The sequence below is a fragment of the Natronomonas marina genome, assembly GCF_024298905.1.
Classification (GTDB): domain Archaea; phylum Halobacteriota; class Halobacteria; order Halobacteriales; family Haloarculaceae; genus Natronomonas; species Natronomonas marina.
On record NZ_CP101155.1, the window covers coordinates 15215 to 39630 of the forward strand.

At 53.5% G+C, this 24416-nt stretch carries 16 protein-coding genes and 3 pseudogenes; 9 read left to right on the forward strand and 10 right to left on the reverse strand.

Annotated features, from left to right (window positions below):
- Window positions 1-160: 160 nt before the first annotated feature.
- The 3 genes and pseudogenes from NLF94_RS20140 to NLF94_RS20150 all read right to left on the reverse strand — a co-directional run bounded on the left by NLF94_RS20140 (window position 161) and on the right by NLF94_RS20150 (window position 3475).
- Window positions 161-910 carry an IclR family transcriptional regulator gene (locus NLF94_RS20140; protein ID WP_246989506.1) on the reverse strand — a complete coding sequence of 250 codons (750 nt, stop codon included), beginning with the start codon at window positions 908-910 and terminating at the stop codon, window positions 161-163.
- A gap of 211 nt (window positions 911-1121) precedes the next feature.
- Window positions 1122-1756 (reverse strand): annotated as a pseudogene (locus NLF94_RS20145) (IS6 family transposase).
- A gap of 576 nt (window positions 1757-2332) precedes the next feature.
- Window positions 2333-3475 carry an acyl-CoA dehydrogenase gene (locus NLF94_RS20150; protein WP_246989507.1) on the reverse strand — a complete coding sequence of 381 codons (1143 nt, stop codon included), beginning with the start codon at window positions 3473-3475 and terminating at the stop codon, window positions 2333-2335.
- A 313-nt stretch (window positions 3476-3788) separates the two neighbouring features.
- Between NLF94_RS20150 and NLF94_RS20155 the strand changes: the two are divergent.
- Window positions 3789-4767: pseudogene (locus NLF94_RS20155) on the forward strand (transposase).
- A gap of 542 nt (window positions 4768-5309) precedes the next feature.
- On the opposite strand, the gene NLF94_RS20160 reads toward NLF94_RS20155, so the two are convergent.
- Both NLF94_RS20160 and NLF94_RS20165 read right to left on the reverse strand, forming a co-directional pair.
- Entirely contained in the window at window positions 5310-7283 is a 1974-nt protein-coding gene (locus NLF94_RS20160) for a 3-hydroxyacyl-CoA dehydrogenase/enoyl-CoA hydratase family protein (RefSeq protein WP_255152960.1), read from the reverse strand.
- A 370-nt stretch (window positions 7284-7653) separates the two neighbouring features.
- A complete protein-coding gene (locus NLF94_RS20165; protein WP_247421552.1) occupies window positions 7654-7830 on the reverse strand; it encodes a hypothetical protein in 177 nt (58 codons plus the stop codon).
- A gap of 345 nt (window positions 7831-8175) precedes the next feature.
- Between NLF94_RS20165 and NLF94_RS20170 the strand changes: the two genes are divergently transcribed.
- From NLF94_RS20170 to NLF94_RS20195, 6 genes are all read left to right on the forward strand, one after another.
- Entirely contained in the window at window positions 8176-8355 is a 180-nt protein-coding gene (locus NLF94_RS20170; protein ID WP_246989444.1) for a hypothetical protein, read from the forward strand.
- A 676-nt stretch (window positions 8356-9031) separates the two neighbouring features.
- Window positions 9032-9466 carry a Zn-ribbon domain-containing OB-fold protein gene (locus NLF94_RS20175; protein WP_246989445.1) on the forward strand — a complete coding sequence of 145 codons (435 nt, stop codon included), beginning with the start codon at window positions 9032-9034 and terminating at the stop codon, window positions 9464-9466.
- Window positions 9463-10635: a thiolase C-terminal domain-containing protein gene (locus NLF94_RS20180; RefSeq protein ID WP_246989446.1), complete on the forward strand. Its 1173-nt coding sequence runs from the start codon at window positions 9463-9465 to the stop codon at window positions 10633-10635. The genes NLF94_RS20175 and NLF94_RS20180 overlap by 4 nt, the downstream gene beginning before the upstream one ends.
- A gap of 148 nt (window positions 10636-10783) precedes the next feature.
- Entirely contained in the window at window positions 10784-12433 is a 1650-nt protein-coding gene (locus tag NLF94_RS20185) for a long-chain-fatty-acid--CoA ligase (protein ID WP_246989447.1), read from the forward strand.
- Window positions 12434-12463: 30 nt separating this feature from the next.
- On the forward strand, window positions 12464-13669 hold the full coding sequence (locus tag NLF94_RS20190) for an acyl-CoA dehydrogenase family protein (RefSeq protein ID WP_246989448.1): 1206 nt from the start codon (window positions 12464-12466) through the stop codon (window positions 13667-13669).
- Window positions 13656-14123: a MaoC family dehydratase gene (locus NLF94_RS20195; RefSeq protein ID WP_254841519.1), complete on the forward strand. Its 468-nt coding sequence runs from the start codon at window positions 13656-13658 to the stop codon at window positions 14121-14123. Before NLF94_RS20190 ends, NLF94_RS20195 begins: the two co-directional genes overlap by 14 nt.
- Window positions 14124-14337: 214 nt before the next feature.
- On the opposite strand, the pseudogene NLF94_RS20200 reads toward NLF94_RS20195, so the two are convergent.
- Window positions 14338-14598 (reverse strand): annotated as a pseudogene (locus tag NLF94_RS20200) (IS701 family transposase); the annotation flags it as partial.
- Between the two features lies 1 nt (window position 14599).
- On the opposite strand from NLF94_RS20200, the gene NLF94_RS20205 reads away from it, so the two are divergent.
- Both NLF94_RS20205 and NLF94_RS20210 read left to right on the forward strand, forming a co-directional pair.
- Window positions 14600-14956, forward strand: a complete 357-nt coding sequence (locus NLF94_RS20205) for a hypothetical protein (RefSeq protein ID WP_254841520.1) — start codon at window positions 14600-14602, stop codon at window positions 14954-14956.
- Window positions 14953-16374, forward strand: a complete 1422-nt coding sequence (locus NLF94_RS20210) for an argonaute/piwi family protein (RefSeq protein WP_254841521.1) — start codon at window positions 14953-14955, stop codon at window positions 16372-16374. The genes NLF94_RS20205 and NLF94_RS20210 overlap by 4 nt, the downstream gene beginning before the upstream one ends.
- 33 nt (window positions 16375-16407) lie before the next feature.
- Here NLF94_RS20210 and NLF94_RS20215 read toward each other — a convergent pair whose 3' ends face one another.
- The 4 genes from NLF94_RS20215 to NLF94_RS20230 are packed head-to-tail and all read right to left on the reverse strand — an operon-like array spanning window position 16408 to window position 24411.
- The gene (locus tag NLF94_RS20215; RefSeq protein ID WP_254841522.1) at window positions 16408-16956 is read right to left on the reverse strand and encodes a TATA-box-binding protein; all 549 of its coding nucleotides are present in this window, start codon (window positions 16954-16956) and stop codon (window positions 16408-16410) included.
- Window positions 16953-19922: a DEAD/DEAH box helicase gene (locus NLF94_RS20220; protein ID WP_254841523.1), complete on the reverse strand. Its 2970-nt coding sequence runs from the start codon at window positions 19920-19922 to the stop codon at window positions 16953-16955. The genes NLF94_RS20215 and NLF94_RS20220 overlap by 4 nt, the downstream gene beginning before the upstream one ends.
- Window positions 19915-24216, reverse strand: coding sequence for an Eco57I restriction-modification methylase domain-containing protein (locus NLF94_RS20225; protein ID WP_254841524.1), 4302 nt, complete (start codon window positions 24214-24216; stop codon window positions 19915-19917). Before NLF94_RS20225 ends, NLF94_RS20220 begins: the two co-directional genes overlap by 8 nt.
- 3 nt (window positions 24217-24219) lie before the next feature.
- Window positions 24220-24411 (reverse strand): hypothetical protein, encoded by a 192-nt coding sequence (locus tag NLF94_RS20230; protein ID WP_049908457.1) that lies wholly within the window; start codon window positions 24409-24411, stop codon window positions 24220-24222.
- Between the last annotated feature and the right edge of the window lie 5 nt (window positions 24412-24416).

Here is a 24416-nt window from a genome sequence, read left to right on the forward strand (position 1 = left end):
AGTTGTAGCTCTCTGGAGAGCGACCGCTTTGACTCTCACATGTGACGACTGTGCTCTCACTACTGTGAGACAACCATCTCCGCATCCGTCGTCCAAGTTTCTGGGAGGACCCAACCTCTCTTCCCCGGAAAATCGAGTTAGCCGTCAGGAACGATGTGAACTAACGATAATAGAGTTCGACTTCAATAACATTTGCGGCCTCTAACAAAGAGTCAATAATGTCCTTCTGGTGTGACTTCTTAGCAGGGACATACATTGATATTGCGCCCGCGACTTCTCCACTCTCTGAGTCAGTGATTGCTGTTCCTATTCCTTGTAATCCGATACCAATCTCCTCGCGATCAATTGCGTATTCTTGGTTTCTTATGTTTCTCAGTTCGCTTTGTAACTCATTTTCATCAGTAATAGTCTGGTCAGTAACCGCTGCAAGCCCCCGAGATTCAATTATGTCCTCTACTTTTTCTTCTGGGGAATGGGCGAGAATTGCTTTTCCAGGTGCAGCTGAATGAAGAAGAAAATGTGTTCCTTCGTGGATTAGTGCGTTCTGCATATTCTCTCCGCTTACTGTATAAAGGACAACACCGTATCCGCGTTCTTCGATAGTCAGTACTACTGGTGCACCTTTTGAGGTAGCGAGATCTCTAAGTACCGGTCTAGCCGTTCGAAACAACTCATTTCGTTTCCGTCGGTTTCCTCCCAGGTTCAAAAATTTGTGACTCAGACAATATTCACCATTCAAATTGATGACATAACCTTCCTCTGTGAGGGTCCGTAAATAATCGTGGACAGTGCTTCGGTTCATCTCTAGCTCATCAGCAAGCTTCGTAGCTGTTAGATTGCTGAACTCCGAGAGTAGTTGGATTATATCGAATGCGGTTCGGACCGACTTTATCGATTTTGAGGAGGTCATGTGGAATTCTATCAGTGGTGAATATTTAAGTGTTGATGATGTCGACAAGGCAGTGTTTAGATACTTGAGTTCAAACGCTGGATGATTATCAAATATACTAGCAACAGCAGACGAACTTATACTGGTCACACTATCGATGTTCGGTTAACACTGGCAGTAATATTTCCAAGGTGGATGCCACCCTGACCTCAGCAGCTGAAATCGGTAGTGTTCAGATAAGTTGGTTCCATGCGAAAGCGAACGCTTGAAGCCAATTTTCGACGCTGCTTGCTTTGGAGTGGCTGAAGCAGTTTGAGAACTGGTTTGTTCGTCGTTTTAGTTCTTGAAAGACACGTTCGACGCTGTTCCGATTACCATGTTTTTCGTATCTGTAATTGAGGCCGTATCGGTGCAGTGTTGCTTGCAGCCACGGTGCAGAATCGACGAGAACGACCGCGTCGTCGACGAGATATTTGTCGCGGAGTTCAATAAGAAATATCTCGATAATCGCTTGATTTCTAGTCGGAGAAAGCTTGACGTTCAGCAAGCGGTTCGTGTTGGAATCGACAGCAGCGTACAGCCAGGACCGTTCGTCGTTCAGCTGGATCACGGTCTCGTCAACCGCGACATGATCCGGGTTCGCGCCATCGAGCGGCTGTAGTTTGGCCTTTTACACCCAGTTGTGAACGGTTGTTCGACAGCGTTTGACACCCAATATGTCAAGAATTGAACTATAATAGAATGTGATAGTCAGGCCAGATGGAGTCGGATACCGAGCTTCTTCGCGGGTTCGGGTGTCGCCTCTCGCTCCAGAAAATCTAACTCGAAGCAGGCGCTACCTCTGATGAGGCGGGCGATTTCTGGCATTGACCACTAGAAGTTCGCTCCGCCTCACTCTTCATCCTTATTCGAACACCGCCTAGAATCTTGCTTTCGGCTATTTGGTCGCCTGCAGTTAGAGTTCGAGACTTGGCAAATCGGCACTTACTGCCTTAATCCTACTTCGGGGGTTTAATCTTGATCCGTCCGAGCCACTGTAAAATCGATCGAATGTACTGTATCCACCGAGCTGAGCAACTGACGTTTGCCCGAGCGAACACATCTGTTGAGCGGAAGAAATACCCGTTAGTTTGCTGAATGACTGGTACTGCTTCGGACGGCAAGCGGCATCTTTCGTTCGGATACGGCTGAATCACGGTTCTATCGCCTATTTGGACTTGAGTAGCTGAACCGCGGAAGTAAGATTAACCGAACACAAATGGCCAGCTCCGGGAATCATCCTGGTGTTCGCCATCTCGAACACCGAACCGTTGTTTGAGCTTCTATAACCGTGACTTAACAACTATTCAACGCAGCACGACAATCTACGAGAAAAAATTCTAACGGTTACTATAGAACGGATGGCCCCCATCTTGTCCCAACAGAAACTCACGGCTTCATTTATTAATGGAAAAGTTGCTCTGCGATGGTGTTCCGGAGGACCTCGCTGGTGCCCTCGTAAATCTCGTTGAGCTTCGCGTCGCGGTAGTAGCGCTCCACGGGGAAGTCCTTCGTGTAGCCGTAGCCGCCGTGGATCTGGATGCCCTCATTGGCGACCTCGCGGCTCACCTCGCTCGCGTAGAGTTTGGCCTGTGCGGCCTCCTTGATGAAGTTCTCCCCGCGAATCTTCTTGTCGGCGGCGTCGTGCATCAGCAGGCGCGCGGCGCGGGTCTTCGTGTCCATGTCGGCGAGTTTGTGCTGGATGGACTGGAAGTTCGAGATGGGCTGGTCGAACTGCTCCCGGTCCTGGCTGTACTCGAGGGCGGCGTCGAGCGCGGCCTGTGCGATGCCGACCGAGCGGGCAGCGATGGTGATGCGCCCGCCGTTGAGTGTCTTGAGCGCGTGGACGAACCCGCGGCCTTCCTCGCCGAGCAGCCGGTCCTCGGGAATCCACATGTCGTCGAACCGGAGTTCGGCGGTCGGACAGCCCTTGTCGCCGACCTTGTCCTCCGTCCCCTCAACGATGAAGCCGTCGTCCTCCTCCGGGCGGACGACGAACGAGGAGATGCCCTTGTTGCCGGCGTCGGGGTCCGTCTTCGCGAACAGCGTGACGGTGTCCGCGACCGAGCCGTTCGAGATCCAGAGCTTGTTGCCGTTGACGAGGTAGCCGTCGCCGTCCTTCTCGGCGGTCGTCTCCATCGCGGGGACGTCGGAGCCGGCGCCCGGCTCGGAGAGAGCGAACGCGCCGATGTCCTCCCCCTCCGCGAGCGGGGTGAGGTACTCCTCCTTCTGGGCTTCGTCGCCGAAGGCGTACACCATGTTGCCGGCCAGCGAGATGTGCGCGGCGACGATGGTGCCGAGGCCGCCCGAGCCCCGGGCGATCTCCTCGAGCGCCATCGGGTAGCTGTGGTAGTCGAGGCCGGCGCCGCCGTACTCCTCGGGGAACGGCATCCCCATCAGCCCGAGGTCGGCGAGTTCGTCGACGAGGTCCCTCGGGAACTCGTCCTCGTGGTCGATTTCCGAGGCCCGCGGGACGACCTCCTCGTCCACGAACTCGGAGACCATGTCCTTGATTTGCTTCTGCTCCGGCGAGAGACTGAGATGCATGAATCTAAATGCAGAGGGCTTCATGATATATCTTAATATAACGTCGAACGTGTGATAAACTCTATCAATGCTTTGAGCATCTCCCAGCCAAGTTTTCTCCGCGTTCATAGTTGGTGATTGCGACGACGAGTCGAAAGGACAGCGTAAGAAACCGGCAAGCGAGTCGAGTGTCACGTGCATCGCCCTCTTCTGAGGCTTGTTTGCTCTCGGTGACCTCGGCTGCAATCAGACTGGTCGATCCGGTTGAACGATTGGAGAGCTGTAGAGCGTGTCATAGAAAGCGTCACGTACGAAGTAGCAGGGGGCGCGAAGTGTGTCCAACACAAGCGCAACCCTGCAAGACGTAGCTTCGGTAGACGACTTCTTGAATGTCGCGGCTACCGAGACGGTACCGCTGTTCGAGCACCTTGAGTTCGAGTTTCTGCTGGAGTACGATGTGTTCGCCCCCTCGAAGCGTGGGCGAACACGAGTTCACCAGCCACCAGACCTCTTTCGCGGCTTTCTGCACTGCTACTACAAGGACATCTACGGCACACGTCCGGTTGCACGAGAACTCCAGCACGGCCTCGTCTGGTACTACTGCAGACTCGACAAACCACCATCCAGAGACACGATTGACCGGTTTCTCACTGACCTTGAACACGTCGTCGACGATATCTTTGAGAGGCTCGTCGAGCAGGCCGCCGCCCGCAGCCTGCTCGACTCGACGTACTCCATCGATTCGGCGCACATCGAGGCGGTCCAGTACAACGACGCTGCCTCATGGAACTACGATCTAACAACTGAAGAGTACTACTACGGCTTCGGCTGTACGATCGTCTCAACCGGTTCAAAGATCCCAATTGCGGCGGAGTTCACACAGGCCAAACAAGCAGACCAAGAGACGGCGATGCGCGTCACGTGTGACGCGCTCGCCGTCGATACACCGATCTGGATGCTTGGAGACAGCGCCTACGACATCCTCGATTGGCACGACCACCTGCTGGCCGCAGGGGTCGTGCCAATCGCTCCATACAATCCGCGAAATCCTGACGACCCGAAAGCCATCGAGTACAGGGTCGAAGACCAAGTCGAGGATGTTCAGCTGAAAATCCATCTTGGACGAGACGTATAACAACCGGATAGGGGTCGAACGAACCAGCGACGTAGTCAAGGACTGCGGCCTCGGGCTCGCGCGAGCCCGAGGCCGCGTCCACGCACGAACAGAAGTGTTCCTTGCGCTGTCCCTCGGACTCGTTGTTGCGATCACAAACTCCGAGCGAGGAAACGAACCGGGCTGTGAGAAGCTATGAGATGGATTCTATGGCACGCTCGTAGCTGTTGATGATATCGACAATAGTAGCTTAGAGATTTCTCATCTATGGGCATAGAATAACAAATGTACTATTGTTATTCCACAGATTCACCCCCCGACCATAGCTGGTGTTGATAATATCAACAATCTAGGGTCCGACCATTGTTGTAGTGAGCCTATTCGCTGCCATCAGACGATGCGCAAATTAGTCTTTAGTAATACGAAGGGGGTGCGACCTGATGCGGTATTCAATCCACCCCCTGTGGTATTAGTTAAAATGGCTGTGATGAATCGTCGGACGTAGTTTAATTTCACTATGCCACCGCCTGCCTGATGTTGTGAACCGTACATATCAGGTCGAGTTCGCGGAACTTTCCGTATATTTTTCGTGAAGCGGGGGATCTTTGACATAATCATCGGCGGTTTCCCGCTTTATCTCCCTAGTTCTAACGGTAGAAACCGACGCTATCCAGCGATTCACCGGGACCGAATTCGTTAGTATCCACCAGTCAATATTCGTGCAGTTCCGTCGGGGCCTCTCTATCGCTTCCAGTCCGCTTCGCGTTTTTCGAGAAACGCCGCGAGTCCCTTCTCAGCTTCTTCCGACTGCGTCCGTTTGACGAGTCGGTCCATCGCCTCGTCAAACCACGTTTCCAGCAGATCGTCTTCCATCCCTGTCCATAGGTCTTTCATTTCGCTAATAGACTTCGGTCCCGATGCAGTCGTCGAATGAGCGAGTTCACGAACGATATCTTCTACCTGCGTTTCATCAACTGCGTAATTGACGATTCCCATCGATTCCGCTTCAGTAGCGGTGAATTGATCGCCTGTCAACGACATTTCCATGATCTCTTTCTTTCCGAGACTCATCCGACCGTATGTGAGTCCGATTGGCGGGAGCGCCCCGATCTGTCCTTCTGGAAGCGCGAAGCTACTGTTCGTAGAGGCGACTGCAAGATCGCAAAGTAGAACGAGCTCACACCCCCCGCCGTTAGCAGCTCCCTCAACTGCCGCAATTATCGGTTTCGGATGATTGCGAACCGTTTGTACCGTCGGGCCTAGGACCTCTTCGAACATTTCCCTGGCGTCCTCTGTCGACTCAAGGCTTTGGATCTCCGCGATGTCGTCGCCAGCACAGAATGCTCGTCCTGCTCCCTGCAGAACTGTCGCTCGCACTTCGTCGTCATTCGCTGCCTTCTCGAGAGCGGCCTTCAGACCGTTCCAGCTCGACTTGTCAAGCGCGTTGAGTCGATCTGGTCTGTTGAGCGTGATCCATGCAGCGTATTCGCGTCGCTCATATCTAACCGTCTCGAACTCCGCCTGCTCGTATTCCCACTCGTAGAAGCCGGTTCCTGTCTTCTGCCCGAGTTCCTCGTTCGCCACCAATTCACGAAGGGATGGGTTGGGTTCATACTCATCCCAACCCGACCGGGCATGCAATTCTTCCAGCGTCTCGACAAGTCGGTCAATCCCGTACTCGTCAGCCATCTCGAGGAGGCCTCGCGGCCAGTTCATTCCGATTTGCATCGCCTTGTCGATCTCTGACTTCGTGGTCACGTCGTTCGCCAGCATCCACGCCGCTTCGTTAACAGCAGGCGCGACGAGATGTTTCGGATCGAAGTCATTGCGACGCTCCTGTGGAATCTCAACACGTGAGTACTCCCCTGGTTCTGGATAGGTGTAGAAACCCTCACCGGTCTTCATACCGTAATTCTCGGCCTCCTCCTTTTTTTCAAGCAGATCGGGGATGTGCAGGTCGACCCCTCGATCTTGCATCGAGTGGGCAGCCATGGTAGCGACATCTATACCACTGAAGTCGAGAACCTCGAACGGCCCCATTGGAAGGCCGATTCGCCGGATCGCGGCGTCTATTGTTTTCCTGTCTCGCCCCTCTTGGTCAACCTGACGAACTGCCTCAAGCCAGAATCGGAGATTGATCCGATTGATAAGGAATCCAGGGATATCCTTCTCAACGAGTACTGGGGTCTTGCCAATCGCCTCGCTGATTGTTTCAGCCGCCTCAAATATATCGTTGGCCGTTTCCTTACCCCGGATAACCTCGACGATGTCCATAAGCTGAACGGGATTGGAAAAATGCAGGCCGACGACCTTGCTCGGTCGATCCGTCGCGGACGCAATTTCGGTGATCGGGAGAGTACTAGTATTGGTCGCTAGAATCGTTCTTTCCGGTGCGTGGTTATCGATCGTACCAAAAACATCCTGTTTCAAGTCGATGTTCTCAGGCACTGCTTCGACGACAAGATCGGCATCACCGTAGGCTTCTTCCTCTGATGTCGTCGTCTCGATCTGTGCTAATACGGCATCCGGATCCTCAGTGAGTTTCTCGAGACTTCCTTCGATTTTTTCGAGAGCGGTTTGCAAGACGTCCTCGTCGATGTCGATAATCGTAACGTCGTATCCAGACATCGCAAAGGTTTGAGCGATACCATGGCCCATTGTTCCGCCTCCGACGACAGTCACAGTCTCTACACTTTCGGTTAGTGACGCACTCATTTTTTCACCGTGATTAAGATGTCTCCGCCGGCCTTGTTATAATTTTCCCTAGTCTCTAATGCTTCATCGGTCATTGGTTGGCTCTATTGCTCTTCCGAGGCCTCTCACAATACCATAGGAAAATCACGTTCTAGTGGTTTAATCTCATTCGAGGTACTACCGGGTGCTGCTGGTGATGTAGTGGAAAGTGCGATCTTCGGTGGGCTTCTAGAGGGCATGAAACAGCCGGCAGAGAAGAGGACTCGACGCGCTAGTGTCATTACCGCTAACCCACTCGATTCACGACGGGATACGAAGCTACGAAGGGACGCAGCTGGCCAAGCCGCGTCCCTGTCCACACTACAGGGGAAGCGATTACCGCAAACATGATTCACGCCCACGGCGCTTCGCCGTCCTCATCACTGAGGACGGCTTTGAGGACGTAACGGTTACCATCCAGCGATACTGGTGCAAGCAGTACGAGAAACGGGTCGACGCAGAGATGTCCGAACGGTTCTACGAGGACTGTCTCTACTGCAAACCAATCGTCGACCTCTGGCTCTACCATGCCTCGGAGAATCTGTTCAACCGGAGTAAACGGATTCCCCACATCCACTACGGCATCCAGGTTGACCGGGATACAATCCAGCGGTACGCTGAACTGTTTAGTGGCCGAGTCAACGACCATCACGGTAGTAACTCAGACATGATCTTGAGGAACCGTGCCCGTAACGCAACGTTAACGACTTACACTCACCAACTCAAAACGACAATTTCTCAAAATGTTTCCTACATCGATAGGGTGACGGTCGCCGACGAACCACTCTCGCTGAATTTCCTCTCGCTTCTGTTTGGAACGGAAACCGCTGTGGAATTCTGTGAGTAGTATGCCGACGAACTGGCCGCCGAAGACGTGGTCGGTATCGTCGGGGTTGCGGACGAGACTACCCTGGCTAAGAAGGGAGCGAAGAAGCCATCGCGCGAGGAGCACGCCAAGCAAAAGACACCCGGAGAGCCGAAGAAGCCGTCCGGCAACGGCTTCTGCGTCGCCGGCAGCTATCTCCCGCAACTGGGCTGTATCGCCAGCCTCTAGTGTCGTAACACCGACTTCGCGTGGCTGCTCACAGCCATGCTTGTCGCCTCCACTTGAGGGAGTTGACTAATGGATTGCCAGTGGTGAATCTAGCTACAACGACACGGTTGCGCACAAAGAGTCGTGTCTCGTCCACGAGTTGCGACAGTTCGTATAATCGGACGGGCTGTCGTAGCCCCCAGAGCTGTCAAGAGGTTCAGAAGTACCACAGCTATCTCCCGGTAGTGTAAGAAGAGTTGTACGCGGAATGAGTCATGGTCTTCCGCGAGAAGTACCCGGCGTTGTGGGACGAAAAGATCGAGACGTTTAGTGGTCTGGTCAGTACAAATGCGATTGAGGGCAGCAACTGGCGGTTGAAATACGGGACTCCGAACGCCGTACACGCGGTACCAAACGTGCGTACGGCTCTACTCGCGCTCCACGCGATGTACGATTTGTTCCGCAATAGGCGTCCTCAGGTAAGTTTCACCCAATGATTTGGGAACTTCACCTGCGAGGATGTGATGAGCCAGTCGGCGTCACCGACTGGCCCGTCTCGTCAGCACGGTCTCTCGAAAGGAGCAGCATAGCGTCCCGAAACGAGCAGAAACAGGGCGACTGCGCGTTCCCCCAATGGATACTGCACCACCGCATTACCGGCCAAACACTTATATGCACAGCATCAATTTGGGAGCGTATGCGACAAGTGCATCCCGACTATAATGAGTCGTCGGGACTCGTCGTTGACGGGTCGATTCGTATTGCCGCCGATGACAATCCAGTGCTGATAGGGACCGAATGTTCCGAGTGCGAGTACGTTGTCTTTCCATCTCGGCCGTTTTGCCGCAATTGTCTTTCGGACAACGTCTCTGATGTCGAACTTGCACGAACAGGACAACTCGAGACCTACACCGTCGCACATACTGGTCAAGAAGGAATCGAACCGCCGTACGCATTCGGCTTTGTGAACCTGGAAAACGTACAGATTTACTCCCGTTTCACCGAGTGGAAAGAAAGATCACTCGAAGTTGGCGACCAAGTGGAACTGGTACTTGAAAAAATCAAGACAGATACGGAGACCGGTGAACCGTTGTTTGGCCATATGTTCCGCCCCATGGAGGAAGAACAATGACTGAAAACGAAGTAGCTGTCGTCAACGTCGGTCAGTCCGACTTCGGCGAACTGGAGGGACAGCGCGTAACTGAGTTTGGGAGCAGAGCCGTTCGTGAAGCGCTCTTGTCTTCGAGCGTTGAACCAGATGATATCGAGGAAGCGTATATCGGTAATGTCGCTACTACTGCTCAGGATCAAACCAGTGTTATTGGCCAAGCAATACTCCGAGAAGTAGGGGTAACAGGTATCCCGATCATCCGAGTTGAGAACGCGTGTGCCAGCTCAACCTGTGCATTCCAAGAGGCCTATAAGAGAGTTCAATCAGGCGAATCCGATATCGTGCTCGCTATGGGTGTTGAGAAAATGACTGGTGTCCCGACGGAGGTTGCTCTCAAAGATATGGCTGGTGCGGCGGACGCAGAAGTTGAGGGTGCAATGGGGATGACGTTCATGGGTCTCTACGGGATGCGCGCTAACGCCTACATGAATCAGTTCGGTAATGTACGCGAGGAATTGGCCGACATCGCGGTCAAAAATCATGACAATGGGCTTAAAAATCCACGGGCACATCTTCAGCTCAACGTTGACCGCGACGACATCCTTGAATCCCGCCCAATCTCCGATCCTATCCGGCTGCTTGATGCCTGTCCAATGTCAGATGGAGCAGCAGCAGCAGTCATCGCACGCACCGAAATCGCCGAAGAGTTGGTTGAAGAACCAATCTACGTCGATGCTGCCGAAATGTTGAGCGGCAATTACCTTGAGGAGGTCGAATTCTGGCGTGAAGAACTTGACGAACGCGTGGCCCAAAAGGCCTACAGTGAGGCTGGTATCGGCCCGGATGATCTGGATGTTGTCGAAGTTCATGATGCGGCTACCATCGGCGAGCTAATGCATTATGAAGGACTCGGGTTAGCGGATCAAGGGGAAGGTGCTTCACTCGTCCGGAGTGGTGACGTTATGCTCGATGGTCGTACTCCGGTTAATCCAAGTGGTGGACTCAAGTCACGCGGTCATCCCGTGGGAGCAACGGGGGTGGCCCAGATCTGTGAACTCGTCTGGCAACTCCGTGGCGAGGCGGGAGCCCGGCAGGTTGAAAATCCGTCTATTGGATTAGCCCAGAACTCGGGTGGCGCACTTGTAGGTGAAGGCGGCGTATCGACAGTAACGATCCTCAGTAACCGCTGAACTTTTTTCGTTTTTACTAGATATTCGGTTTCACCTTCCTATCTGAAGATCTGTCGGTAGACACCTCTGAAAATTGTTTCCCAATCGGCAACAGCAGAATAGGTTGTTACCCCGAACCTATATATATGGGGGCACATAACAAGAATTCATGGAGGTCATAGATGGATTCCCATCGACTAGTGGAGACGAATATCCGCTCAACACGACAAGATTCATCGAGGCGGCAGCACGAAACGTTCCTGATCGGGAAATCGTCTCAGGGACAGGTGAAGACCAGTTCCGGTACACCTACGGAGAGGCGTACGAACGGATGCAGCGCTTGGCCAATGCCCTCGAAGAGTTGGGTGTTGAGGCCGGAGATCGCGTAGGTGTACTTGCGTGGAATGATCACCGTCACTATGAATGCTATTTCGGTATTCCCGGAACCGGTGCCGTTTTCCTTCAGCTCAATCTCCGACTGCATTCAGATCAACTACAGTATGTGTTAAATCACTCGGAACCGCGATTCTTAGTGGTCGACGAATCCCTTCTGGAAGTCGCTGAAGGTGTCGCCCACGAGGTCAGTTCCATAGAGGGATTCGTCGTCATGACTGATAACGATCTCGACGAGGTCGAAACCGATCTCGAGCCGACGTTCTCCTATGAAGATATATTAACTGAGGCGGAGCCGGAGTACGATTGGCCATACATCGACGAAACATCGGCATACAGTGCCTGCTACACGACTGGAACGACGGGGCGTCCCAAAGGAGTGTACTATTCCCACCGGAACATCTACCTACACACGATGCAGTTGGCGAACTCCGTCGGTATCTCACATGAGGACTCAGTCGCTCAAATCACGCCGATGTTCCATGGACAGGGCTGGGGACTGGCCTACGCTGCGACGTACGCTGGCGCAAAGCTCGCGTTCCCGGGCCGATATCAGGCGGAAAATCCCGAACCGCTGGTTGATCTCATCCGTGACGAGGACGCGACCGTAACAAACGGGGCACCAGCTATTTTTATGCCGATGCTCGATTACATTCGAGATCTCGACGATATCCCGAACTGGAACGATCTACAGATGATGTCTGGAGCAACAGAGCCGCCGCTGGACATGATGCAGGGATACAAAGAACTCACGGGGGCAGAGATCGTCCATGCATATGGCGCAACTGAGACGACCCCGCTGGTAACGATGAACTTCATCAAGCCGTCGCTTGAAGAAGACCTCTCTGAGGAAGAAAAGCTCGATATGCGGCGCAAGCAGGGACTGACTGTCCCGGGTATCGAGATGAAAATAGTCGATCCTACCACAGGCGAGGAACTGCCACACGACGGTGAATCCGCCGGAGAAATTCTCATCCGTGGTCCATGGGTGACAAGCAGTTACTATGACGACGACCGAACGGAACATTCGTTCACTGACGATGGGTTCTGGGAAAGCGGCGACGCCGGGGTAATCGATAAGGAAGGATATCTAAAGATTACTGACCGTATCAAGGATGTTATTAAAAGCGGTGGGGAATGGATTTCGTCTGTCGACATGGAAAACCTCCTCATCGAACACCCGAATGTCAGAGACGCGTGCGTTGTTGGCCTTGAACATCCGGAATGGGAAGAGCGCCCATTCGCACTTGTTGAGGTCGAAGACGATTTCAATCGTGAAGAACTCGATGAAATTCTTTCCCAGCGGTTCGCCGACTGGCAGCTCCCCGATGAAATTGAGTTTACCGATGAAATTCCAAAAACAAGTGTGGGGAAAAACAACAAGAAAGTAATCCGCGAAGAGTACGAAGGTCGATATCTCGATTGACAGCATCTTAGACGACATTCAAACAGGGATATGACAGGCATTAATTTCGACGTTGACGAAGAGACGCAGCTCGTATTGAACAGCCTTGATGAGTTTATTGAGCGTGAGGTCGCCCCCTTAGCGAGTGGCCTTGAATCGAAACTTAACAATCCCACCTTGGGTCGACGAGCAAACGGTCAACCCACCGAGGAGATACTCGAAGCGATTCAGAGTATTCGTCAAAAGAGTGGTGAGGCGGGGTTTTACGCCATGCATATGCCCGAAGAGGTTGGTGGCCAAGGGGTCTCAAAAATAACGTGGTACGCAGTGAAGCGCCACGTCGCTTCGAAGGGACGAGGGCTCTCTGAGCATGTCCTCAAGGGGCCGGAGGGGCCAAATGCGCTATTGGGTCTTGCTGAGGGTGAACAGGTCGAACGGTACCTCAAGCCAGTCGTGCGTGGTAAGAAATCGACTGCATTCGGTCAAACTGAACCCGATGTCGGTTCTGACTCACCCTCGATGTCGACCGAAGCTGAAAAGAACGGCGACGAATGGATAATCAACGGCCGAAAGCAGTGGATTACGAACGCGGCATTCTGCGATTTCGCCCTTGTGCTGGCTCGGACAAAGCCGCTGGCGGAGGTCGATCGGCGATACGATGGTATCACTTGTTTCATCGTCGAACGCGACGAGTTCGAAGTCGGATCAGTCAACAACGCTATTGGCTTGGAGGGTTGGCAAGCCGAAATCCTTCTGGACGACGTTGCCGTATCTGAATCACGCGTTCTTGGCCCCAAGCATGGCGCATTTCGAGATGCAATGGAACTATTGACGATGGGTCGACTCGAACTCGGAGCAGAAGCTGTTGGCTACTCGCAGTATCTGCTTGAGAAGAGCAGGGAGTATGCACGGGAACGTGAGGCGTTCGGGGAGTCCATCGGGTCATTCCAGCAGGTGTCAAGCATGTATGCACGAGGACGTGCAAAAACGTATATGGCAGACGCTGGGGGCCTACGAACTGCATGGAATCTGGATCAGGGTAATGACATCGTTGAGGATGTCTCGATCTTCCATTGGTTCGCGACTAACGCTTTCTGGGAAATTGCGGACAACGCGGTCCAGATTCACGGCGCAAACGGCCTATCAGAGGACAATCCATTTGTTGATCATCTCCATCTAGCTAGAGTGCTTCGGATCGTAGAAGGAACTGACGAGATCCAACTCAACACGATCGCTAAGCAAAATGATCTCCTATAGACAAAATAAGATGGATTATAAATATTACGACGATTTCATCGTCGGCGAAACTCACAAAACCGATGATGTCGAAGTCACCAAGCAGGAAATCCTTGAGTTCGGGCAGAAATACGATCCGCTTCCGTTCCATATTGACGAAGAGGCAGCAGCGAAAACGCCGTTTAATGGCGTAATCGCCAGTGGACTGCAAACCTTTGCACTCTCCCAGAAACAGGTTGTCGATAGTTTCTTTCGAGAAAGCCACCTGCTGGGGAGCGTCGGTTTTGACGAAGCAGAGTTCCCGAATCCTGTTCGTCCCGGAGATATACTTTCCACGACACTTGAAATCCTTGAGAAGCGCCCATCAAAATCCAATCCTTCCCGAGGACTCGTGACGATTATGCGGAAGGTCGTTAATCAACACGACTCCGTTGTCCTTCGGGTAACCAATAATGTTCTAGTAGAACGGCAATAGGAATAGCATGGTTGGTCCACCGTTCTATTCTGAAGGACGGGGTTGTTTAGACACTCGTCAAAATACGGTTTAGCGGTCCTATACTCAGCTTTGCACGTTAGCGTCGGCGGTTGAGTGAACGAAGAGGTGGTCGATCTCTTCCATAAGGGCCACAATCATCGTTGTCTCGAACCCACGAGAGAAGGTTGTACACTGCTTCCTTCAGGGAATGTTCGAGGTTCGCTCGAAGCGGATAGACTGTTTTGTCGTCAGCGTAGAAGGCGTAGATGAGGTCTTGGCCCCAGACAGTATCACCTTCAGCGTGATCGTAGAAGCGGCCAATGCGGGGGACTTCGTCCCCGGCTTTCTCGGTGAAGGTGTCGTCAAGGATGATGTAACCATCCTTCGACCAGCGCGTTTCACCGTGTTTTTGGAGTTCTTCGAGGCGTTCGTGGTTGAATTGCTGTTCATCCCAGTTGTATTCAGTCACCGTCTTTGTGAAATTCTTCACTGAGCACTACTATCTCGGCCTCTACCCGACAACGGAATTCACCAAAGATGGTCAAGAGTTAGTTTCTGGACACCGCAAGAAGTACCTCTCAGATCGGTTCAACCCGGGGAATTTCCCACAGAACAATCGAAAGAGCAGCACCGTCGAAATCTGGTTATCAGAGCTGGCCTTGGAACAATCTCTAACCCGATTCAAACTGCCGAGCAACCTCCAGACAGTACAAATCCAGCGGGTTGAGGATCTCATTCTAGAGGGCGTTCGACCGCCGGAATCAGGTGATGAGCGAAATCAACTCGTTGAAAATCAGTTGAAAGGGGCAATCAATCCGGAGGATACAGAATGACAGAGCAAGGTACCTTTGAGATCACTCGTCTGGAGGAGCCAGAGATCCATTTCAACGGAGGCTCGGACGTTTCTCCGAAGCGTGGGTTGATGGAATACGGACCTCGATTAAAGAATAACGAACATCAAGCAATCAACGTAGCTGCCATCGGTGATGCCGAATCTATTCGATTGCTTGACGACCTATTCCTTGATTGGAGCACTGTCATTCACCCCGATTTAGACGACGATAAGATCCGTCCTTGGCGTATCCCATTTCCTGGGTTGAATTCTCGATCCAACCTGAACACATCAATCGCCTTTCCTGAGCGGTGGCGTTACCGTATTCTGAAGGGCGAGATCCGGTCGGTGCAGGCACATAATACGAAGGAAGGGAAGTTCCAAGAGTTCCTGAGTTTAGTTCGAGAGGAGATCGATTGGTTATCGGATGATGACCCGACACCCGACGTCATCGTTGTGTGCATTCCAGACGGAATCATGGAGGAATTACGAGACGGCAAACACGGTGACGTGATTGTTGGTGGGAAAAACCTCCATAGCCAAATCAAGATCGCCGGGATGGAGAATAGCATCCCGACACAACTGATCAAGCCAGAGACGTTGAATACAACGTCTCCGCAGGACAGAGCGACGAAAGCATGGAATCTCAGTCTCGGATTGCTCTACAAGGCACAACGAGGGCACCCGTGGAAAACTAAGAAGATGGACCACGGTACCTGCTATGCTGGGCTCTCGTTTTACCGTGACAAGGATGGAGATGGGAACGTTGTTCGTGCGGCATTAGCGCACGTGTTCGCCAGGAAAGATTATAACATCATCCAGAGCGAGCCATTGAAAGACATCTCAGAGGACGAAAACGGGCAACCACACGTCTCGAAAAAGGGAGCTGAGAACATCGCTGAACAGATTGTCAACTACTACAAAAAACGGAACCGCGGCTCGGTTCCTGAGCGGATAGTCATTCACAAGTCCTCTCCGTTTTGGGACGAGGAACGCGAAGGCTTCCAGGCCGGTGCGGAAGAGGTCAGATTGCACGATTATGTTCACATCAGAACCCGTGGGACGGGAGTGAGATTATTCCCGGACGGTGACTTCCCGCCACTTCGAGGAACGTTGCTTTCCGTTCCTGACGACGACGTCCACTACCTCTACACCACGGGGTATGTCCCAGAGGTGGCGACCTATGAAGGGAGTAACATTCCTGAACCGATTGAAATCAGACCAGATATCCAAACCGAGAGCGACTATAAAACACTCTGCGAAGAAATCCTCTTCCTGACGAAGTTAGATTGGAATACATCCGATTTCGCCGTCAAGGAACCGATCACTCTCAAGGTTCCGCGGAAAGTTAGCAACGTAATCTCTGAACAAGGGATTGACCCTGTTGAAGCCGACAAGCAATATTACTACTATATGTAAATTCGTCAAACAATAACAGAATCAATATAGACGTTACTGTTCGTGATAGATGGTCACCTGCTTCTGGAGATGTTCGAACACATCTTCAGCGATACCAACGTCAGAGGCACCTGTGACAACTACCTTTCCGTTAGCAAATACCAAAAGGACAGCTGGGTAATCGGCAGGCCGATAGATGAGACCCGGGAATTGTTCAGGCTCATATTCGACCGATTCCAGACCTAACGCGATAGAGAGCGTATTCAAATCTACCGGATTATCCAGCTGGGCCGTACAGACCACGTTCTGTACCGTGAATCCTGTTTCAGTCTCTGCGTCTACGATGTCCAGGTCGGATAGTGACATGAGGAAGGTGTCGTTCGTCTCGTACAACTGTTCGAACGTAGAGCACCCACTGATGATGTATTTCCCACTCCGATAAACCGTGATAAGCGGACCACCCTCAACAAGCCGGAGGTAGAGACCATGGTAGTTCGAAGGGTCGTATTCGGTGTACGGCAGATCCAAATCGGACTCGACCTCGGCGACGTCGAGTTCCACACCCAAATCTCCCGACCCGACAGCGTTCGCAATAGAGATCATTCGTCCTTTGCCTCTGTAGGAGAGACGACGTACGCCGCTGTTACTAGTTCCGGTTCTTGGGGAGTAACGTGCTTCTCTTCCTCAAGCCTGGATAGCTCCTCTTCACGTTCTCGTCGGAGACTCTCGAGTTTCTGCTTCGCGTTCCCAATCGGCGCAGACATATCCGCACCATGCTCAGCCCGCTGTTGGTACTGCTCTAACCGCTCCTCCCACTCTTCGATTTGCTCTTCGAAGTATCGCTCAGCGTGCTCACGTTTGATTTCGATCTCCCGTTCTCGTTCGGTTCGGGCCTCTTCAGCAAACGACTCAACGTGCGTCCACGCCTCCATCTCTGCGGCATCGTAGAGGTCCTCAGCCATACTCGAGAGCCGATCAACCTCGTGCGACAACGAGACGTCACTGGGAGCGACCGTCTTCGAGAGTTCGGGAACATCCGTCGTTACACTGCCATCCGGGCGAGCGTAGAGGCGAACGAACTTCTCAGTCACCACGTCGCCGGCACCGGAGACGTAGCCAAGGCGGTAATTAAACAGGATTCCAGGGGTTCGAGACGCCGTCGCAGCGACCTTCGTCGCAATTTCACCCTGGATCCGGTCGCTGTCCAAGCAGAACTCGATGAGCGACTCGACGAGAGGATGGTCAAGCGAGATGAACTCGACATCATCCTCCTCCATCGCGATATCCTTGGTAAACGTGGCGCGTGGGTACTGTCGTGCTACCTGATTTCCACTCAGCACCTCAGGGACATCCAACTGGAACACGTCCCCTTCCATCCGGGCCGGTCCGGGTCGAACACCCTTAATAGAGCTGCCGAATTCGTCGAAGAACACACGCACGAGCGTCTCGATATCGTCCTCCGACACCTCGCCGTGCTGACTGCGTTCGATCACGTCGAGAATCTCATCGTCTTTGCCGGAGAGGTCGAAACGGTCGCGAATCAGGAACTCGTTTTCGACGGTCTGAATCGCTTCGCGTTTCTCCTCGATGGTCGCCTCGATATCGGCGACGACACGTTCAGTCGGCTCCCCTTCAGCGATGGCCGCCATAATCGTCTCGTCCAGGTCGACGTCCTCGAGGACGCGACCGAGGACATCTGAGCGCATCCCGAGGTCCGACTCGATCTGGTTCGTCTTCTCGATGAGCAGGTTGAGGATCTCGCTCTCGCGGGTATCGGCGAAGAAGAGATTCCGAATCTCGACCGTGTGCTCCTGGCCGTAGCGGTGGAGCCGCCCCATCCGCTGGTCGATCCTGATGGGATTCCACGGGAGGTCGTAGTTCACCATGATGTGGGCGAACTGGAGGTTGAGTCCCTCCTGTGCGGCGTCGGTGGCGAGCATCAGGTTGGCCTCCTCCTCGAATTTGCTCATCTCTTCCCGTCGACGGGACTGCTCGAGGTCGCCGTACACCTGGGCGACGTCGTGGTCAGCGAAGACCCCGTCACGTAGATACTCCAGCGTGTCCGTGTACTCGGTGAAGATCAGGATTTTCTCGTCGGGGTCCTCTGAGAGAATACGGTCGACGAACTGCCGGAGCAATCGGGCCTTCGAGTCCGTCTCGATGTTCTTGGCCTGCTGCCAGAGCTGTTTCACGCGGTCCAGTTCCTGCTGGACTTGCGACTGATTGAGCGTTATCGTGACCGTTTCAAGCGCTTCCTCAACCCGAGCGCGTTCTGCATCGGTCAGCGTCTCCGGTTCGGTACTATACCGCGGAATGAGGTCCTGAACCTCATCGGGGAGGTCCTCGGCAACGGCGTCGTTCTGAATCGCCCGCATCCGGTTTTCGAGGGACTTCCGAATCGCGTAGATACTCGAGACCAGCCGCTTCTGGTAGATGACCATCGTGAACCCCGCCGCCTGGTTCTCCTCTTGCTGGGCGAGGTTGTAGTACTCGCGGATGTACTCGGTGACGTCGTCGTACAGCTTCCGCTCCTCGCGAGTCATCTCGACCGGGAGTGCCTCGATGTTCTTCTCGGGGAACATTCGGGTCCCGTCGGTCTCGTACATATCGTCCTTCAGACGGCGGATCATCAGGTCCTCAAGCGCCTCGGGACTGATCTGCGACTCGTGGCTGAAGCGATACGGATCGAGCAGGCTCACGAGGAAGTAGAACTGGTCTGATTTCCCCTTGTGCGGGGTCCCGGTGAGCAGCAGCAACGCATCGGAGTTGTCAGCGACGGCCTCACCGACTTGGTATCGCTGTGTCCGCTCGATTGAGTCGTCGCTCGACCGTCTGGCTGTAAGGTGATGGGCCTCGTCGAAGACCGCAACGTCCCACTCCTCGTCGAGATTCTGGAGGGCATCGAGGACGGAGACGCGGTCCGACTCGGGGTCGTCGGTGGTCTGCTTCGCGAAGTCGATGGAGGTGATGATGAGGTCCTCTTGCTTCCAGACGTTCTGGTTGGGATGGGACTTCCGGTGTGTACGGACCGTCTCACGGTCGTAGATGACGAAGTTGCGGTCGAACTTTTCGCGCATCTCCTCCTGCCACTGGACGGTCAGCGGGGCCGGCGCGACGATGAGCACCCGGTCGGCGCGGTCGCGGGCGATGAGCTCCTCGATGACGATCCCGGCTTCGATGGTCTTCCCGAGGCCGACCTCGTCGCCGATGAGGTAGCGGTGGTCGTAGGAGTTGAGAATCTCGTAGGCGGCTTGGACTTGATAGGGTTCGATCTCGATGCGGTTGCTGGTCAGCGAGAGGAATCGGTCGTACTTGTAGGCGAGATCGAGTCGGATCGCCCGCTCCCGAAGATCGTAATGGAGCGGGGCGTCGGATTGGCCGGCTGCGAGCCGGTCGACAAGCGAATCGAGTTTCTCGATGTGAGGGAGGCCGCTGGGGAGTTTGCGGAGCTGGCCCTCCGAGGTGTAGACATGGAGGAGGTGCCCGCCGTTGGGCCGTTCCTCGATTTTCGTGATTTCTCCACGTCCGCCGGCGTACTTGACTTGATCGCCGACCTCAAAGTCAGTCATCCTCTAATGTATTTTCAATCCGTTCGACCGCATCCTCCTCAAACCCATAGAGAGTATAAACAATACGATTTACAAGATTATCTGATTTCTCAATTTTGTCCTTCAGTTCATCAGCTCGTTCCTTAGTCGTAAGATATCGATCTAAGCCATCGGAAATATCAGATAACTCGGGGAGTGTGAGACTTTCGAGCCTATCAACAGGCGAGTTGGTTTTCGTTGCCGTCTCACGGAAGCCAGCGAATCCGTCACCTCTCTCAATGGCCACAGGAACGAATTCCTTGATTAGAGTCGCTTTCTCCTCAGTTAAGCCTACAAATTCCATTGCCGAATAGTAATCAGTCTCTGTGTACCCCCACTGATCGGTTTCATATTCCTCCGGTTCTTCGGGTTTGTACCGTGCAGTAATATCGATCGTAATCTTGGAACCCGACTCCTTGACCCTCACGTCTTCAGCCCTAAGGCTGTCCTGTGTCTCAGTGGTCTCCGAAATGATTGAATCGCCAACTCCAGTCGGAGGTTGATACTCAGCGAGTTCACCTAATTGATCTCCGTCTGAATAGGAGCCAAAGTAGTCTAAAATATTCAGATTCAGCTCATGGTGCTGGTTTTTAAGACGGATTATTTCCTCAACCAGGAAGCCGAGGAAATCATGGGTGGCCCCACTACTAACTTCAAGCTCATCCGTCAGCACCGGACATCTCACCTGAGTACTGCCCTCAACGAATTCGTCATACCACTCGTGGCACCGACTCAAAGCAGCCTCATCTGCATCAGTTGAGATCTCTGGGAGAGAGAAGGGATTGAGGTAGTTGGTCTTGAAGGTAAAGTATCCCCCTCGCAGAGTATAGCCCGTGTTACTTAGGAAGAACCAGAGAACGGGGCTGTTCAAGACTGCTAATATGTACTCTGGTGAGAGCTGTGTTGACTCCTGCGTGAGGAGGCCATAAACCTTCGTAGTATGGTAAGTCCCATCAGGATCGTACGTGAAGTTGGGGCCATAGCTGATCTCTGGCGTGACGATCTTTTCTTTCTGGAACTCCGTCAGATTTTTTGGATAGACATAGTCGTACCACCGATTATGGTCCATTTTGCCACCCTCCCTCCCTCTAAGATCCTCCTCATGTCGCTTGAGGTACTCGTAGGTCCTCGGATACTTCTTTTCCAATTCATCTTCTTCAACAAATTCTGAATTGTCGCCATCGATATGATACGGGAAGATCACCCAGTATCGCGGATTCAGAGGCTCATACCGATGTACGTCCTCTCCTTTAAGAAACGGTTTCAATAGATCAGGTTCAAGATGCCACGTCTCCTCATCAACTTGATCCACTACTTCGATTAGCCCATCATCTGTTGTCTCTCCAGTTTGCTCTAAGAGGTAAATACGGTCTGCGCTTGTCTGTAACCCGACAAATATGTCCGTAGTTTCCTCTAACGTTGGTCCTGCCTGTTCTATGGTATCCAGTACTTCCTTAACTTCCTCAGTACGGAATATCCATGGCTCTTCTGAATAATCTGCGGGGATTTCTCGGTGTTCAACTGACTTGTCTGTAATCAGCTGTTCAGGGTTTGTTTGTGCGTATTGGAAGGTGTCGTTATTCCCCTTCCTCAATAATAGGATACAGGTATAGACGGAAACTTGATCCCATACTTGTTTGTGACCAAACGAAGTGACTTGATAGAGTGCCTGTTCTTCAGAAAGGTAACTTCGAAGGCCCTCACCAAAGTCCCCTTGGAAGAATTTGTGAGGTTCAATATAACCCAATATACCGTCTTCAGAAAGGAGGTCGTATCCCTGTTCTGTGAAGTTAACATAAATGTCAAAGTTCCCAGTCGCAGATTCGTAGCGTGATATATAATAATCGGCAACATCAGGATTTGCCTCTCTGATCGTTTGAATCCGCATATACGGCGGGTTCCCGAGAACAGCATCAAACCCAGGATCATCAGCATCTTCCCCATCCGCAGTATAGAATACTTCTGGGTATTCTAACTTCCAATGGAAGTAGTTATCAAGATCTGCCCACTTTTGAGCATCTTGATACCATTGCATTTCAGCGAGCGTGTTCCATTCCTCATCATCTTCCAGTGAAGCTGCCATTCTTTCGTAGGCATCATCTGGAATGTTGTCTAATCCGAAGTCTTCCGCTGTACGGACATTCGCCATAGCCTCAAGCCGCTGTCGAAGCTTATTCCGCTCAAACTCGTCGTACTTGGCCTCCATCTGCTTGACATCAGCGAGATCCTGGTTCTCGATGGCGATGAAGTCCTGATAGATTCGCATTAGCTGTTCGATGGTCCCCTTCCGGGCCACACCGAAGTCAGCGAGTGTCGCGTTCTGCCCGTCACCACCAGCATCGGACTCCAGTTCCTCAATTTCCTCAATGTCGCTCCCGACCAACGAATTCCCCGTCTTCAGGTGGTGGTCCAGGAACGCGAGCGGCTGTTCAGCAGCGAGCGTCCGAAGCCAGAGGGACACTTTCGCGAGCTCGACGGCCAGCGGGTTTAGGTCAACTCCGTAGATGCAGCGCTGTGCGACCTGCCGACGGGCCCAGTTGATGTCGTGCTCCTCGTCGACAGTCTCGATCCCTTGCTGTGCAGCTTGCCGCTCCTGAGCATCGATGATCTCACGAGCGAGGTAGTCAATTGCGCTCGTCAGGAAGTGGCCGCTTCCCATCGCAGGATCGAGGATTTTGAGGTCGAAAATGCGCTCTGCGAATTCCGCTGCAAAGCCACGCTCACCTCGGGCACTCTGTGCCATAAGGTCGTTCCGGATGTCCGTGACGAGCGGTTCCAGCGTCTCCTCGACGATGTACTCAACGACGTACTCCGGCGTGTAGTACGACCCCGTCGCCTTCCGTTCCCCAGACCCGGTCGTAAGGTGGACTTCCCCCTTCTCGACGATCACCTCGTCACCCTCGTCGGCGGGAACGTACTCACCGTCCTCCAGCGCGAGCGGTTCGTCGGCGACGTCAAGCTGATACTCGAGAAGCCCTTCGTAGATGCTCCCGAGGTGGCGGACGTCCAGCGACGAGTAGTCGACGAAGATCTTCCCGCCGCCGTTGCCGTTCTGACTCCGGGTGAGCAGTTCGATCACTTGAGCGAGGTAGGCGTCCCCGACCTGGTGGGTCGCGAGGAACCGGGCTTCGACGCTGTCGTCCTCGTCCGGGTCAGTTCTGAACAGTCCGCCGTTGTACGCTGGGATGTAAAGGTCCTCCTCAGGGATACCGCGCGACTGACTGCCCTGGTCGATGAGTTTGAACAGCTCGTCCAGTCGGTCCCAGAGGTTGTCTTGCCAGTCGCGATACTTCGGATTCGGGCTGTCGAGTTCTTCAGCGACGTCCTGCTTGAGTGTATTCAGACTGTAGGATTCCTCGTAGATCTCGTTGTTCGTATCGAGCAGGTCACGACCCTCACTCTCTGCGTAGAGCACGAAGATGAGCCGGTAGAGGTAGATGAGCGAACTGTCGTGAATGAGGTCGAGATCCTCTTCGGAGAGGTCGTTGTCCGGGTACTGCATGAATCCCTCCGAGAGCACCTTGATCGCCTCGTAGATGTTGTCCTGGAGGTCCGCTCCCAACTCCTGGGCGAAGACATTAGACTCGTCGTAGACTTCGTCGAGGAAGCACTCGCCGCTGGAGTCCTCGAGGAATGCGCCGTGCCTGAAGAAGAGGTAGAAGTATTTGAAATCTTCAAGATCGCCTTTTTCGAGGACGGTCGGCAGGTCGATTTCGTAGTAGGAGTCGAGGCGGTGGCTCGTCGGACCGTAGTAGAGCCGCCACTTCTTCCCGTCAGTGAGGACGGCCCACCGCGCCGGCGTCTCCTGCAGGTAGACGTGAATCTGGTAGCTCGGGTTCTCGAAGTCCCGCTCGTGTTCCCCGCTCCCGCGGGTATCGAGCGGACGACCCCAGCGCTTGGCGTCCGCGACGGCGACGGCGTCCTTGTAGAAATCGCCACCTTCCTCGCGGCGCTCGAACGCACCGCGTGCGGCGTCCTCGGTCTCGAAGAAGCCATAGTCGGGACGGCGCTGGGTCCGGCTGGTACTCTCTTCGACCTCGAAGGGGATACCCAGTTTCCGGAACATCGGCCGGATAAACTTCTCCTCGAGCTGGGACTCGTTACGCTTGGGAGCCGTACCCTTCTCGCGCTCCCACAGGTCCATGATGTCCGCTTTCGCCTCGCGGAGGTCCTCGTCGCTAAGCTCGTCCCACACCTCGGTTTCGGGGAGGTGCTCGTCCAGGTAGTAGTTCGAGAACAGGTCGCGATTCGTCCGGTAGGTGAGTGCCGTTTGCATACGTTATAGTGGAGTGACGATGAGGAACTGGTCCGTGTCCTTGCTGTCGATGATAGCGTGAGCGACGTCCTTCGTATCGGCAACGTCGACGTCGACATCGTCGCCGATCCCGGCTTCAAGCATTTCGAGCTCAGAACCCGAGATGTTCACCCGCCCGGAGTTGCCTGAATTCCGGGCGATTGTTTTTCGAGTCATTCGCG